This is a genomic window from Hyphomonas sp. (assembly GCF_016125515.1).
GTDB lineage: Bacteria > Pseudomonadota > Alphaproteobacteria > Caulobacterales > Hyphomonadaceae > Hyphomonas.
In genome coordinates this window covers 1-14,187 of record NZ_WGLO01000008.1, presented here as the reverse complement: position 1 = coordinate 14,187, position 14,187 = coordinate 1, and the positions used below count along the sequence as shown (strand labels likewise).

Below are 14,187 nucleotides of genomic sequence, written 5' to 3'. Positions count from 1 at the left end.
CTGCATGACGCCGACACTCGCCTACAAACTCCTCACCGAGGCCGATTGGGCCGCCGCGCAGGCGAGCGGAGTCACCGCTTCGGCGGTCGATCTGGCTGATGGCTATGTGCATCTTTCGACGGCCGAACAGGTGCGCGAAACGGCGCGGCGCTATTTTGCGGGCGCCGGGCGTATCCGCTTGCTCCGTTTCGAACTTGCCCGTCTCGGCGATGTGCGCTGGGAGAAGAGCCGGGGCGACGATCTCTTTCCGCATCTCTATGGCCCGCTGGAAATCACGAAGGCGAACGCTGCCTGGTGGCTGGATCCGGGACCGGACGGGCTGCCGGTCTTTCCGAGGATGATCTGATGCTGGCAGATTTCGGGGCCCGCGCGATCCGCATCCTGCCGCCGGAAGCGGCGCATGTGGCCACCGTCCGCCTGCTGAGCAAGGGGCTTGGCGCGCCGGCCCGGGCGCCGAAGCTGCCGCCGGACCTCACGGTCACGCTGCCGAAATCCGGCTTGAAATTCGCCTCGCCGATCGGGCTGGCTGCCGGGTTCGACAAGAATTGCGATGTGCCGGATGTGATGGCGCGCTTCGGGTTCGGCTTCGTGGAGTGCGGCACGGTGACCCCGAGGCCGCAGCCGGGCAATCCGAAGCCGCGCCTTTTCCGTCTCGATGAGGACCGTGCGGTCATCAACCGGATGGGCTTCAACAATTATGGCCTCGACTATTTCGTGCGACGCCTGTCGCGCCTGTCGCATGCCGTTCCGGTGGGCGCGAATGTCGGCGCGAACAAGGACAGCGAAGACCGGATTGCTGATTACGTGACGGGCATCGAAGCAGTGGCGCCGTATGCGGACTATATCACGATCAACATTTCCTCGCCGAACACACCGGGCTTGCGCGGCCTGCAGGACAAGGCGTCGCTCTCCGCGCTGCTCTCGCGCTGCGGAGCGGCGGACCGGAAAGGCAAGCCGGCCTTCCTGAAAGTGGCGCCGGACCTTGATGCCGAAGGGATTGCAGATGTCTGCGGCGTCGTGCGCGCTGAAGGCAGCTGGCTGGCCGGCCTGATCGTGTCCAACACGACGCTCGCGCGGCCCGCCTCACTTAAGAGCACCCACAAGGGCGAAGCGGGCGGCCTGTCAGGCGCGCCGCTATTCGATCCGTCCACGGATGTGCTCCGTCAGTTTGCCCGCACACTTGATGGCGCATTCGACCTGATCGGCGCCGGCGGTATTTCCTCGGCCGAACACGTCCGCGCCAAGCTGGCCGCAGGCGCCCATGCCGTGCAGATCTACTCCGCCCTCGTCTATGAAGGCCCGGGCCTCGTGCAGAAAATCAACCGGGAACTGGTTCCGACACCCGCCGGATGAGGCCGGGCAGGTAGGCGCCGAGCGAGGCGGCGCGGAAGACGTACATCAGCAGGAACGCGGTCCACACGCCCGCATTGCCATAGGCGGGGCGCAGCAGGAGGTCTGCCGAGATGTACAGCACCGCAACAATCACCCCGGCATTGCGCAAGGCGCGGCCCTGGGTCGTGCCGAGGAAGAGGCCGTCGAGTTGCCAGGCCGCGACGCCGAGCAGCGGCACGGCAGCGCAGAAGGGCAGGTAGGCGCGCGCGGCTTCGCGGGCTTCGGGGTCGCGGATGAAGGCGTCGATCACATAGGCGCCGCCGGCGAAATAGGCGAGCGAGAAGAGCGCGCCGAAGAGGAGGGCGAACTCGGTGGTCAGGCGCATGGCGCGCACCAGGGCGGCGCGGTTGTGCGCACCCCAGGCTTCGCCGGCGACCTTTTCGGCGACGAAAGCGAAACCGTCGAGCACAAAGGCGGCGACGGTGATGAATTGCAGCAGCACCTGATTGCCGGCGGTCACGGCTGTGGAAATCAGCGTTCCGGACCGGATGAACCAGCTGAACGCGAGCAGCAAAGCCAGTGTACGGATCATGATGTCGCGGTTGGCGGAGAACATGGCGGCAAGACGTGCCCGGTCGAACAGGCCCTCGCGCGCGCCGAGCCCGCTGCGCACGAGCCAGAGGCCGAGGGCGAGCGCGGACCATTCTGCGATGGCGGTACCGGCGCCGATGCCGGCGGGTCCGAGCTTCAGCCCGGCGACGAACCAGATATCGAGGCCTGCATTGATGGCGTTGAGGACGATCTGGAAGACCAGCATCTGGCCGGTCTTGCCCGTGCCGAGCATCCAGCCGGTGACCGCGATTCCCATCAGGTAGGCCGGCGCGCCCCAGATGCGGGCGTTGAAGTAGCCCTCCGCGAGGCCTTCGACCCGCTGGGTGCCCGCAAAGGCGCTGGCCATTGCGAGCTTCAGCAAGGGAGAGATCAGCACAAGGACGGTGCCGATGGCCGCGCCGAGTAGCAGGGCGCGCACGAGGATCGCGCGCCGCTCATCTTCGTCGGCGCGACCGCCGGCCTGCGCGGTAAGGCCCGTGGTGGACATGCGCAGGAAGCCGAAGGCCCAGTAGATGAAGCTGAACGCGACGGCGGCAATGGCGACGGCCGCCAGATCCGCCTTGCCCCCAAAGCGGCCCATGACGAGCGTATCGACGAGGCCGGTCGTCGCTGTCGCGGCTTGCGCCGCGACGACGGGAAGGGCGAGCGCGAGGACCTTATTCCGGGTGAGCATGGGGGAGGGGTAAGCGAATCCCTCCGTTTCGTCATCCCGGGTTTTAGTCCAGCACCACAACCTGGCGGGCGACGGTGCCCTTGTTGTTCTTGAGGTTCTGCATGGCGCCGGTGATCCCGTCGAGGCCGATCCGATCTGAGATCAGGTCGTCGAGGTGCAGCTTGCCCTGTCGGTAGAGGTCGACGAAGCGCGGGAAGTCGATCCGGAAACGGTTGGAGCCCATGACGGCGCCCTGCAGGCGCTTCTCGGTGACGAGCAGCTCGATGCCGGGGATCTCAATGTTCACGCCGGGTGAGATCATGCCGATGATGGTCGCGACGCCGCGCGGGCGGAGCATGTGATAGGCGAGTTCGGCGGTCTGCTTGCTACCGACGCATTCGAAGGAATAGTGCACGCCGCCCTTGGTGAGCTCCTTCACCGCTTCGATGGCGTTACCGTTCTTCGGGTTCACCGTATCGGTGGCGCCGAACCGGGTGGCGAGTTGCAGCTTCTCGGGCGAGAGGTCTACGGCGATGATGCGGGACGCGCCGGCAATTGCCGCGCCGTTGATCGCCGCCAGGCCGACCCCGCCGCAGCCGATGACGGCGACGGTCGAGCCGGGCTCGACCTGGGCGGAGTGGAAGACCGAGCCAACACCGGTGATGACGCCGCAGCCGATCAGGCAGGCGCGGTCGAGCGGCATGTCCTTGTCGATGGCGCAGAGCGCGTTTTCGTGCACGAGGATCTGCTCGGCGAAGGAGGAGAGGTTCAGGAACTGGCCGACCTTTTCCTTGCCGATAGAGAGGCGCGGCGCTTCATCCGGACGGCGCTTGAACTGGTCGCCGTTCACCGTGTGGCAAACCGACATATGGCCGGTCAGGCAATACTCGCAGACGCCGCAGAAGGGCGAGAGGATGGAGATGACATGGTCGCCGGGTTTCACGGCCGAGACCATCGAGCCGACCTGTTCGACGACGCCGGCGCTTTCATGGCCGAGGATCACCGGCATCTCGGTGGGAAAGTTCCCGTCCCAGAAGTGGACGTCCGAATGGCAGACCCCGATCGCCTTGAGGCGCACGAGCACCTCGCGCGGGCCGGGCTTGGAGATGGTGACCTCTTCGATCGACAGAGGCTTGTTTGCCTCCCGCATCACAGCAGCTTTCATGGCAGGTTTCCTCCGGTTCTGTTTTGACCAGCATCGCGCAAGGCCGGGCGTTTGACCAGATTGACGCTGCGGCACCGGCGAGTCAGCCGGTCCAGGCGATCCCGAGGAAGATGCGGCCGGTGATCATCGCGACGAACAGCAGGAGCAAGCCGGTCCAGAGCGTGAGGATCGTGGCGGTCAGGCGCCAGCGTTTCGGGGGCAGGCCCTGGATCAGGAACGCGGCAATGCCGGCAATGTTGATGCAGACAAGGTTGGTGGCGAAGAGGAACAGGGCGCGCAGGGCAAGTTCGAACGCGCCGTGTGAAAAGTAGACGCCGGCGGCGGCCAGCGGCGGGACGAGCGCGACCGCGATCATCACGCCGACCAGAGAGGCACTTGCCCCCTTGTTGAGGGCGAGCACGCCCGCCATGCCGGACGCGAGCGCGAGGGCGATGTCGGCCAGATGCACGACGGTGCGGCTGTGCAGTTCCGGCGCGAGGAGATCGAAATCGATCAACAGGCCCAGCCCGGCAGTAAAGATCAGCACACTGACCGCGCCCGCAGCGAGTGTCCGGATAGCCTTGATGCCGAGCGCGTGGTTGCCCACGGTCGCTGACATGGCGAGCGCCAATGTCGGCGACAGGAGCGGGGCGATGACCATGGCCCCGATGATGATGGCCACCTGTCCGCTGCGCATGCCGAGCGCGGCGATCAACGCGGACAGGACGGTGGTGAGCAGGAATTCGAAGTCGACCGAGACGGCGTCGGCAATATCATCATAGATCTCGTCCGTGCTGCGTCGGTCCCGGCTGAGGAAGCGTTCCAGCGCATTAGGTGGGCGCTGCGCCGTCTCGGTCTCCGGATCATCTTCGAACGCCGCATCGAAGGGCGGGAGCACGGCTTCGGTCTCCATCACGACGGCCGAAAATCCGGGAGCATCCCCGAAGCGGCCGCGCAGGGTGCGCAGCAGGCTTTCGGTCCGGTGCGCGGCGACAAGGCCGGAGAGCTTCTCGCGGCCGGCAGGCGCCGATTCCTGCCAGACGCGTGCGCCGTGGGCCAGCAGGAGCGTGCGGGCATCGGCCACATCGGAGTCGTTGACGAAGATTTCGATCAGGCGTTCGGACATGGGCGTCAGCTGGCCATCGCGTGGAGCGCCGTGCGGGTTGCATCATCGGCCGGAAACAGGAGCTCAAGGCGCAGGTCGCGGACGGTCACGTCTTCGCTGGTTCCGAAATGCACGATTGTGGACAGGAAGCTGAGCTGGCCGTCGGGCAGGTTGACGATCAATGGCACGAGCGGGCGGCGCTGAAGGCCGCCGGGCAGAGGATGGCGCCGGCTTGCCGCATCGAGCGCGTCGAGGAGCGTGCGCAGGACGGGATCGTTGCCAGCCTCCAGCGCCTCCAGCGCAATGCGCCCGCGCATTTCGTGAATCACTTCGGCGAGGTTCGCGATCATCGCCTGCGCCGTCCTGGTCTCCGTCAGCATGCGGACAAGGTTTGTTTCGCCCGCCTCGGCTTGAAGCGGCGTCAGCAGGCTGGTCGCTGTGGAATTGGCGGCGCGCAAGACCCAGTGCCGGTCGCAGAGGATGGCAGGGTAGGGCGCGTGACGGTCCATCATGTCCTGCAACACGGCGCGGAAAGGGCCCAGCGCTTCGGAGTCCAGCGGGGAAGCTGGAAAGACCGGCGCAAAGCCGGCGGCTTGCAGCAGGGCGTTCTGGCTGGACAGAGGCAGGACCAACCCGTCCGCGAGTTGCAGCACCATCTCGCGGCTTGGTCTCGCGCGGCCTGTTTCGAGGAAGGAGAGGTGGCGCGCCGAGACATCGCAGTCCAGCGCGAGGTCAAGCTGGCTCATCCGCCGCGCCGTGCGGAAGCGGCGCAGCAGGGCGGCGAACGGATCGCTGTCGGCGCCGGGCAGGGCTGGATCGCGCAGGCTCATGTGCGCATGGTTACAGGCGCGCGGGAGCAAGTCCATGACCTCTGACGTAATTGCGGTCACTACGTAGGTGAGCCCATCCTTGCGTCCTCAACGGCAAGGGAGATTCACATGGCCGGACTTTGGAAAAACTGGATCACGGTCTGGTGCTGGGCCGTCATCGTGTTCGGCGCAGTGCTGGCGGCGGCAGGTTTGCCGGCGACGGATGGTGTGGCGCGCGTCCTGTTCGGGGTCGTGGGCGGCCTGCCGGCGGATCCGGCGATGTTCGAGCCGACCGGCATGCGCTTCGCGGTAGCCCTGATGGGGGCGGTGACGCTGGGCTGGGGTTTCACCATCCTGTTCCTGCTGCCGGCCATTCACGCCGCCGGCGCGCCGGCCTGGAAAGGTCTGACAGCGGCCATCCTGATCTGGTTCGTCATAGACTCGGCATTCTCGGTCGCGACCGGTTTCGCGCTGAACGCCGTATCGAATACGGGATTGCTGATCGCCTATCTCGTCCCCGTGCTCGCCAGCGGCGCGCTGAAAGCCGCCAACTAGCCCAACCCGAGCGGAGCGACTGCCATGAATATTCCCGAAGCGACCCCCGCCGAAACCGTACGTGCCTTCCTAAAGGCGATGGCGGTCCTCGACTACGACTCCGCGCTCACCTTGATCGCAGACACCTGCGAATACGAGAACATGCCGATGGGCAAGGTGACCGGACCGGCGGGTGTGCGCAGTGTGCTCGAGCCCTTCTTTGCGCCGACGCTGGAAAACGAGTTCCGCATTCTCCGGGAGCTTGCCAGCGGCAATATCGTCATGGCGGAGCGCCTCGACCGTCACCGCCTGGCGACCGGTTGGGTCGAGCTGCCGGTTATGGGCGTTTTCGAGGTTGAGAACGGCCTCATCACCCTGTGGCGAGACTATTTCGATCTCGCCACAATCATGGGTAAATGGCCGTCGGCAGCCGCCTAGATTTATTCTGTCGCAGGTGCCGGGATCAGGCCAAGGGCACGGCCCATGACGTGGAAGATCTCGTTCTCCTCGATCACGCCGGTCAGGAGGTTTGATCCCGGTCCGGAGGCGAGGGCGGCAACGTCCTCGCCGCCATGCGTTTCCGAATACATCGGCACGAGGGCGGGCTGGCGGAAGTCCGGCGCGAGCGTGTCGACATTGGTCAGGTCCTGCCGCGTGCAGCTGATGATGTCCTTGCCGTCCTTGTCCTTGCCGCTGACATGGCAGGCGCCCGGGCCGTTGGCGTAGGACAGCGTCGTGTAGGGAAGACCGTCGCCGGTCGAGCCGCCCTCGCCGCCTTCACCTGAAACCGAGAGGCCGAGGATCGGGTTGCCGCGCTTGGCGTAACCGCTGATGGTCAGCGTGTGCGAATGGTCGGCGGTGACGATGATCAGCGTGTCGTCCGCGTTGGTCATCTCCAGCGCCGCTGCGATGGCGGCATCGAAGGCCATCGCGTCTTCGAGCGCGCGGATGGCGTTGCCGGCATGGTGGCCATGGTCGATCCGGCCGCCTTCCACCATCAGGATGTAGCCATCCTCATCCTGCGACAGGCGGGTGATGGCAGCCTTCGTCATCTCGGCCAAGGAAGGCTCGCCCGCCTTGTCCTTGTCGCGGTCCAGTTCGAACTGCATGTGCGAAGGCTCGAACAGTCCGAGCACTTTCACATCCGTGCTGAAATCGGTGGCGGCAAAACCGGCCTCGTCGAACACGAATGTGTGCGACGCGTCCTTGGCGGTCCACTCGTCAACCAGGTTGCGGCCATCGGAGCGCGCGCCTTTCTGGTCGGGATATTCCGGGTCCGTGATATCCTTGGGCAGGAATTTCGAACGGCCGCCGCCGAGCACGATGTCGAAATCGATCGGCGATTCGATCAGCTGGCGGGCGATGTCGCGGCAGCTGTCGGACGAGGCGCCGCGCATGTCGGTGTCCGATTCCCAGTCGCGGTGGGCCACCTTGGCATAGGTGGCGGCCGGCGTGGCATGGGTGATGCGGGCAGTAGAGACGACGCCGACGGCGAGACCGGCGCGCGAGGCCAGTTCGAACAGCGAGTCGCCCTCCGTACCCGGAAGGCTGGCGCAGTTGCCATAGGCGATGTCGCTGGTGACGCCGAGCACGCCGGAGCGGGTTTTCATGCCGGCGGTCATCGCGGTGGCGGTGGCGGCAGAATCGGCGATCTGGAAATCGTGGCTGTAGGTTTTCGACAGGGCCGAATAGGGCAGGGTGTCCATCGCCAGCACATGGCTTTCGCCGTCCTCGCCGAGCGACTGGCCGGCATAGATGCGCGTGGCGGTGATGGTGGACACGCCCATGCCGTCGCCGATGAAGAGGATGACGTTCTTCGCCGGCTTCACCCCGCGCGCTTCGATCCGGTGTTCGACGGCGCCGGCGGCCTGCACGTAATAGGCGTCAGCGGCCTGTTTCGGCAGCACAGCCTCGCGGACGGGCGCCAGCGGGGCATCGGGCAGGTCGGCTGCAGGCGCCGGCGCCGTAGTGGCGCAGGCGGCGAGAACGGCAAGGCTGGCGGCGGCGAGGAGATGGCGCATGAAAAAGGCTCCGGATCTGAATCAACCCGACCCCTCTAACCCAGCTTTGTTACAGTTGCGACCCTCAGACCGCCGGAACAGGCCGGGCCTTGGGCTTCTGCTGCGCCAGCCAGACGGCCAGCAGCACAGCGCCGCCGCCCGCGGCCTGAAGAGCTGTCAGCGGCTCGTTGAAAAGCTGCCAGGAGACGGCGGCGGCCACGACCGGCTGGATGAGGACGAGCACACCGGCGAGCGCTGCGGGGGTGCGGCCGAGGCCTGTGATGATCAGGCCCTGTCCGGCGACCTGGACGAGCAGCGCAAGACCGAGCGGCGCGGCAAAGCCGGCCAGCGTTGCGGGAAGGAAGTCCTGTCCGGTGGCCAGCATCAGGAGGGCCGCAACGACGGCTTCCACCACGGTCAGCCAGAAGATGGCGTGCAAGCCGCTCAGCGTGCGCCGGGCGAGTTTCGAGAACAGCATGTAGCAGGCGACGAAACAGGCCGCGCCGACAGCAAGCAGGTCACCGCCGATGGCCGAGGGCTCGCGGGCCGCGCCGCCGAGCGACAGGGCCGCTGCGCCGCCAATCGCGATCAGGGCGGCGGCAAACCAGATTGCCGTCGGGCGCTCGCGTAGCACCAGCCAGGCGGCGATGCCGACGCAGACATTGCCGAGGTTCACAAGGAAGGTCGCGTTGGAGACCGACGTGTAGGTCAGCGCGGTGTGCCAGAGCGCCATGTCGAAGGCGAAACAGGCGCCGGCGATGATGATGAAAAGGTTCGGCTTCGGCGGCAGGCGTTTGCCGGTCAGCAGGACAAGGCCGAAGAGGACCGGCAGCGCGAAGATGTAGCGCCAGAAGGCGATGGCCTGCGGGCCGAGATCATCGAGGCCGAGGCGCAGGCCGATCGGGGCAAAGCCGATGCAGATGCCGCCCGCGAGCACCATCAGAGGGCCGGCGAGGGCATGGCTTCCAAACCGTGTTTCGGTTGGAGCAGCGGGAAGGGCGGCAGCGGGATCAGTCATCAGGCGCGCGTCATGGCGCGAATATTGTCCGGCGTCATCCCCTCGGCGCGGTAATCAAGAAGAGTTTTGCTGCCGAAACGTTTGGACAGCTTCTTGCCGTCCGGGCCTAGTATCAGGGGATGAAAGCGGTAGGTGGGGCGCGGCCAGTCCATCAGCGCCTGCAGCAGGGCGTGGATTCCGGTCACGGCGTGCAGGTCCTCGCCGCGCACGATGTCGGTGATGCCCTGCAGTGCGTCGTCATGGCAGCAGGCGAGGTGGTAGCTGGTCGGCGTGTCCTTGCGGGCGAGGACCACATCGCCGAAGCGTTCGGGCCGGGCGGGCACGACCTGCACGCCGTCCGGAGTCCACTGCCTGTAGGTGAGGGCGCCGAACCGGTCGCCGAGCGCGCGCCGGGCGGCATCGAGCGACAGGCGCCAGGCGAAGGGCTGGCCACGGGCAAGGCGCGCGGCTTCATCCTCCGGCGTCAGCGGGTGGCTGACCAGGCCACCTTCGTCCGGATCGGCCCCGGCGGGCAGGCGCGCGGCAATCTCGCGCCGGGTGAGAAAACAGCGGTAGACGAGTTCCCGTGCGCGAAGGTCGTTGAGAACTGTGGTATAGTCGTCAAAGTGATCGGATTGGCGGCGGACCGTACCCGTCCAGTCCAGACCCAGCCAGGCCAGGTCTTCCAGGATGGCGGCTTCGAACGGCGCCCGGCAACGGGTCTGGTCGATGTCCTCGATCCGCAGGCATACCTCGCCGCCCGCAGCGCGGGCCGCGTCCCACACCGCAAAGGCGGAGGCGGCGTGCCCAAGATGCAGGCGGCCGGTCGGGGAAGGGGCGAAGCGGGTGCGGAACACGGCCTGAGTCCTGTTAGAACAGCGTTTCCTTGTTGCAAGGATTTGGTAAGAAACGTATCGCCTTGAGCAAGGTGAGGGTAGCATAGATGTTGATCGCCGGCTGGCTTGAAACCGCCGATAAGTGGCTGAAAACGAACGTGCCAGGCGCCGAATGGCTGGACCTGCTCGGCGCAGCCTTGGCGGTCGTGGCCCTCGTTTACCTTGCAATCAAGATCCTGGGCAGCCTGCGCGGTATCACCAGCGCAATCTACAATTCGGGCAAGGCCCGCCGCGCCAAGGCCAGCAAGGCGCCCGGTTTCCGTATCCTGCTCGCCCGTCCGGCCGGCGCGGCCAGTCGCCGCACCGGCAAGTGGCTGAGCGAGGCCCTGTCGCGCCATCTGCCCACCTTTGCGTTTGGCGCGCCTTTCTCGCTGGTGCCGATGGGCCGGATCGACGGCGGTCTGGGCACGGCGTCGGTATCGCTGGCCCGCAAGCGCATGGCCACCGCCGATGCCGACCTGTTCGTCTGGGTCAGCCGCGCGGGCAAGGGTGAGCGCGGCCTGGAGCTGCACGGTCTCAGCCGCGGCGGCGGCCTCTCGGCAGCCGAAGCCCGCCTGTTCACCATTGCGCTACCCGGCGCCCGCAAGGCGCAGACCGCCGCGGTGGCCCGCGTGGCGGCCTATCTGGTCGCCAAGCAGCTGCAGCCGGCGCTCAGCGATCCGCAGGCGTTCCGTGTCGAGAAGATCCGCGACCTCGCCGGCGAACTGGAAAGCATGCTGGCTGAGCCGTTGCCGGTATCCTCGAAACTGCTCGGCGAGATCGAAGCCGATTTCTGCGCCGCTGGTGTGCGCGTCGCCGAGGAACTCGGCGAGCTGTCCGCACTCGACCGCGTGATCGCCATGCGCCGGGCGCATCTGGAAGCCGCCACGACCACGGCCGATACCGGCCGGATTATCCAGGCGAAACTGGAACTCGGCCGTGCACTGATTGTCCGGGCGGAAAAGCAGTTCGACCAGAACGTCGTCAAGGAAGCGATCAGCCACCTCGCCCAGGCCGTGGAAGGCCTGCGCACCGATCCGGCGATCCAGCGGGCCCAGTCGGCGTCCGACGCCCTGTTCAAGGCGCAGACGATGATCGAGAACCGCAAGCGGTTCTCGCTGAACTTCGGGTCCTAGGGACCAGGCCTTTCCGGCATTGCGCAACATCCTGACCCTCGCCGCGAGCGGGGAAGGAGGGGCGCAACTTTTTCAGGATACTGCTAAGCGTGCGCCGCCACTCAGGGCGTTACTGCGCCCGAACCGGCGGGAGCGGGCAGGACACGCCTGTGCCGCCGATGCCGCAATAGCCGTGCGGGTTCTTGGCCAAGTATTGCTGGTGATAGCCTTCTGCGAGGTAGACGTCCGGGCAGGGCGCAAGTTCGGTGGTGACCGAGGCGCGGTGGCCGGCAGCGGCGAGTTCGGCGTTGTAGGTGCCAACCATCTCGCGGGCGGTCTGTTCCTGTGCGGGTGTCGTCCAGTAGAGCGCGGAGCGGTACTGGGTGCCGACATCATTGCCCTGACGCATGCCTTGCGTCGGGTCATGGCTTTCGAGGAACAGTTTGACGAGCTCGGCGAAGGTCACCTCAGCCGGGTTATAGATCACTTCCACGACCTCGGTATGCCCGGTCTGGCCCGAGCAGACTTCCTCATAGGTGGGGTTCGGGGTGAAGCCGCCGGCATAGCCGACGCGGGTCAGCCAGACGCCCTTGGTCTGCCAGAAGACGCGCTCGGCGCCCCAGAAGCAGCCGAGACCGAACACAGCCGTATCGAACCCGGCAGGCGCGGCCGCCTCCAGAGGGCGGCCATTGACGAAGTGGGCGGCCGCCGTGCCGATCGGCGCGGACCGGCCGGGCAGGGCGGTGTCTCGGGTGGGCAGGACGGCAGGCTTGCGGGCGAAAAACATCAGCAGTCTCCCTTGTTTTGGCCCCTGATATGGGAAGGAAACGAACGAGACGCAATCACAAGCTTGCGAGCGGGCGGATCATCCGGTATCTGCTCGCCCTTCGCCGCCTGCGGCGTACGGAGAGGTGGCCGAGTGGTCGAAGGCGCACGCCTGGAAAGTGTGTAGACGGGTGACCGTCTCCAGGGTTCGAATCCCTGTCTCTCCGCCAGCCAGACCCCCAAACAGAGAAAAGTGCAGTCACCTCCACGCAAAGCCCCACACACCGGGGGCTTTGGCGCCAGGGCTGCGTCTCCGTTTCCGGATTTCCCGGATATAGCGCCCCAAATTCGGCGAAAATCTCCATTAGCGAAAAGCAACAGTACCCTTAAGGCTGAAATCCCATTTCACTGATTAACAGGGAAATATGCTGGTTCGAGGGTCCTTTGCAGACGTCCAGGCCAGAATAACTCAGTAAAATCAATGGATTTTGGCGTGAATTCCAGTTCGAGAACAGGGAATAGTAAATGACAGAACAGGGAATTTGAATCCGAAAACAGGGAACTTCTGCGCCGGTCAGTCAGTGTCGCCGAAACCGAACTCCGTCCATTGCTGGTCCCAGTCCAGGGGAATATCGGACTTCACAAGTTGGGTGAGCGTCAATCCATCTGGTTGCCGGCCCTCAAGGATGGCCTGCACGATTCCTGGTGACAGGAAAGCCAGACGGATACGCTCGCGGACCATGAGGCTTGGCCAGCCGTAGCGTTCGGCAATGTCTTTAATGCAGGTGCCGGATTTGACCTCGTCCAGCCAGGAATGCGCGAGAGCGACCATGCGGATCAGCTTGAGATCCGGGGCAGATGAAGACGCCCCGAATACAAGCTTGGTTTCCCCGCAGCGTCGCCGGATCCTGAAGCGGGCTGTGAGCTCAAGCTGTGTACTGTCGAGTCCGGCGTCAGGAATATTGAGACAATCGGACATCGCTTCTGCAGACAGCTTGATGTTGAGCTCACCGGGGTTTACCTGGACACGCTCGACGAAATCGAAAGCTGCATTCGCTGACAATGCTGCAAGTCTGGTTCTCAGATTCTCCATCTGAGCGGCGCTCGGTCTTGCGAGCAATCTCGATGTACTACCTTCGATGTGCTGGAGGACGGTTCGACCCACCACATCTTCAAGCTGCTTTGCCGGGAGCCTCCATCCGGACGGATCAGGTTGAGAGCCTGCCAGCAAACGGCCGGAAACATAGTAGCGGTATCGGCGATTGCCTTTCTGAGAATGTGTTGGCGTCAGGAAGTCGCCAGTCTCATCAAAGATCCGACCGGTCAGCAAGGCGCCTGACTTCGAAGGACTGCGGGATTTCTTTGGCGATTTCTGATCAAGCTTCGATTGAACCGCATCCCAGGCTTCCTGATCAATGATCGCGTTATGCAGACCCTCATAGGTTTCAGTCTTGTGACGGATGCGCCCGAGATAGACTGGATTGCGGAGGATGAAATTGATCTGCCCTCGGCGCAATGGTTGCGATCCGGTTGTCCTTCCATCAGCAAATGCGCGTTTTTTGGATCGGTACCCGCGGCGAACGACTTCTTGTTCGACCTGGCGAAGGCAGCCATGTTTCTCGTAGAGCTGAAATATCTCCTTCACCGTTTCAGCTTCGGCTTCATTGATCACCAATGTCCGCATCTTCGGATCAGGATGTTTGTCATATCCGAGCGGCAGAAGGCCACCCATCCAGTACCCCTTTTTCTTGGAGGCGGCGATCTTGTCCCGGATCCGCTCGGCTGTGACTTCGCGTTCAAACTGGGCGAAGGAGAGTAGCACATTCAGCGTCAGCCGCCCCATGCTGGTTGAAGTATTAAATGACTGAGTGACAGAGACGAAGGAACATTCCGCGGCATCGAAGCGGTCGACCAGTCTGGCAAAGTCGGCCAGTGACCGGGTGAGCCGGTCAATCTTGTAGACAACGACCAGGTCAACCGTACCGCCTGCGATGTCTTCAAGGAGTTGCTGAAGAGCAGGACGCTCCAGGGTTCCGCCCGACAATCCGCCGTCATCATAATGGGTGGGGATCAGTTTCCACCCCTCATGCCGCTGACTGGCGATGTAGTGTTGATTGCCGTTGAGAATTGACCCTGGGAGGGCAGAAATTTCCACTGAGAACTGACCCATGTTTGAACCGGTCCCGGGCTTTGGCGAGCGGGGGACCATGGAGTGTTGGACATGGCATTATTGAGCGTTATCCGGCG

At 64.8% G+C, this 14,187-nt stretch carries 14 protein-coding genes and 1 tRNA gene; 6 read left to right on the top strand and 9 right to left on the bottom strand.

Going from position 1 to position 14,187, the window contains the following annotated elements:
- Positions 1 to 4: 4 nt before the first annotated feature.
- Together GC148_RS06390 and GC148_RS06385 are read left to right on the top strand one after the other, a co-directional pair.
- The gene (locus tag GC148_RS06390) at positions 5 to 346 is read left to right on the top strand and encodes a DUF952 domain-containing protein (protein ID WP_291069688.1); all 342 of its coding nucleotides are present in this window, start codon (positions 5 to 7) and stop codon (positions 344 to 346) included.
- Complete coding sequence (locus GC148_RS06385) at positions 346 to 1,353, top strand: quinone-dependent dihydroorotate dehydrogenase (protein ID WP_291069687.1); 1,008 nt, start codon at positions 346 to 348, stop codon at positions 1,351 to 1,353. The genes GC148_RS06390 and GC148_RS06385 overlap by 1 nt, the downstream gene beginning before the upstream one ends.
- Here the strand turns inward: GC148_RS06385 and GC148_RS06380 are convergent.
- The 4 genes from GC148_RS06380 to GC148_RS06365 all read right to left on the bottom strand — a co-directional run bounded on the left by GC148_RS06380 (position 1,319) and on the right by GC148_RS06365 (position 5,675).
- Positions 1,319 to 2,617, bottom strand: coding sequence for an MATE family efflux transporter (locus GC148_RS06380; RefSeq protein ID WP_291069685.1), 1,299 nt, complete (start codon positions 2,615 to 2,617; stop codon positions 1,319 to 1,321). The genes GC148_RS06385 and GC148_RS06380 overlap by 35 nt on opposite strands.
- A 43-nt stretch (positions 2,618 to 2,660) precedes the next feature.
- A complete protein-coding gene (locus GC148_RS06375; protein WP_291069683.1) occupies positions 2,661 to 3,761 on the bottom strand; it encodes a Zn-dependent alcohol dehydrogenase in 1,101 nt (366 codons plus the stop codon).
- Between the two features lie 82 nt (positions 3,762 to 3,843).
- On the bottom strand, positions 3,844 to 4,866 hold the full coding sequence (locus tag GC148_RS06370; RefSeq protein ID WP_291069681.1) for a TIGR00341 family protein: 1,023 nt from the start codon (positions 4,864 to 4,866) through the stop codon (positions 3,844 to 3,846).
- A 5-nt stretch (positions 4,867 to 4,871) separates the two neighbouring features.
- Complete coding sequence (locus GC148_RS06365) at positions 4,872 to 5,675, bottom strand: helix-turn-helix transcriptional regulator (protein ID WP_291069680.1); 804 nt, start codon at positions 5,673 to 5,675, stop codon at positions 4,872 to 4,874.
- A gap of 108 nt (positions 5,676 to 5,783) precedes the next feature.
- Here GC148_RS06365 and GC148_RS06360 point away from each other — a divergent pair, with 108 nt between their 5' ends.
- Entirely contained in the window at positions 5,784 to 6,209 is a 426-nt protein-coding gene (locus tag GC148_RS06360; protein ID WP_291069678.1) for a hypothetical protein, read from the top strand.
- 24 nt (positions 6,210 to 6,233) lie between these two features.
- Entirely contained in the window at positions 6,234 to 6,626 is a 393-nt protein-coding gene (locus tag GC148_RS06355) for a limonene-1,2-epoxide hydrolase family protein (RefSeq protein WP_291069677.1), read from the top strand.
- Positions 6,627 to 6,628: 2 nt separating this feature from the next.
- Here GC148_RS06355 and GC148_RS06350 read toward each other — a convergent pair whose 3' ends face one another.
- The 3 genes from GC148_RS06350 to gluQRS all read right to left on the bottom strand — a co-directional run bounded on the left by GC148_RS06350 (position 6,629) and on the right by gluQRS (position 10,042).
- Entirely contained in the window at positions 6,629 to 8,209 is a 1,581-nt protein-coding gene (locus GC148_RS06350; protein WP_291069676.1) for an alkaline phosphatase, read from the bottom strand.
- A 64-nt stretch (positions 8,210 to 8,273) separates the two neighbouring features.
- Positions 8,274 to 9,206, bottom strand: coding sequence for a DMT family transporter (locus GC148_RS06345; RefSeq protein ID WP_291069675.1), 933 nt, complete (start codon positions 9,204 to 9,206; stop codon positions 8,274 to 8,276).
- Positions 9,206 to 10,042, bottom strand: coding sequence for a tRNA glutamyl-Q(34) synthetase GluQRS (gene gluQRS / locus GC148_RS06340; protein ID WP_291069674.1), 837 nt, complete (start codon positions 10,040 to 10,042; stop codon positions 9,206 to 9,208). The genes GC148_RS06345 and gluQRS overlap by 1 nt, the downstream gene beginning before the upstream one ends.
- Positions 10,043 to 10,128: 86 nt before the next feature.
- On the opposite strand from gluQRS, the gene GC148_RS06335 reads away from it, so the two are divergent.
- A complete protein-coding gene (locus GC148_RS06335; RefSeq protein WP_291069673.1) occupies positions 10,129 to 11,196 on the top strand; it encodes a hypothetical protein in 1,068 nt (355 codons plus the stop codon).
- Positions 11,197 to 11,305: 109 nt separating this feature from the next.
- Here the strand turns inward: GC148_RS06335 and msrA are convergent, their stop codons facing one another.
- Positions 11,306 to 11,962: a peptide-methionine (S)-S-oxide reductase MsrA gene (gene msrA, locus GC148_RS06330; RefSeq protein WP_291069671.1), complete on the bottom strand. Its 657-nt coding sequence runs from the start codon at positions 11,960 to 11,962 to the stop codon at positions 11,306 to 11,308.
- Between the two features lie 118 nt (positions 11,963 to 12,080).
- Between msrA and GC148_RS06325 the strand changes: the two genes are divergently transcribed.
- A tRNA-Ser gene (locus tag GC148_RS06325) sits at positions 12,081 to 12,170 on the top strand.
- Positions 12,171 to 12,514: 344 nt separating this feature from the next.
- On the opposite strand, the gene GC148_RS06320 is transcribed toward GC148_RS06325, so the two are convergent.
- The gene (locus tag GC148_RS06320; protein WP_291069669.1) at positions 12,515 to 14,110 is read right to left on the bottom strand and encodes a recombinase family protein; all 1,596 of its coding nucleotides are present in this window, start codon (positions 14,108 to 14,110) and stop codon (positions 12,515 to 12,517) included.
- Between the last annotated feature and the right edge of the window lie 77 nt (positions 14,111 to 14,187).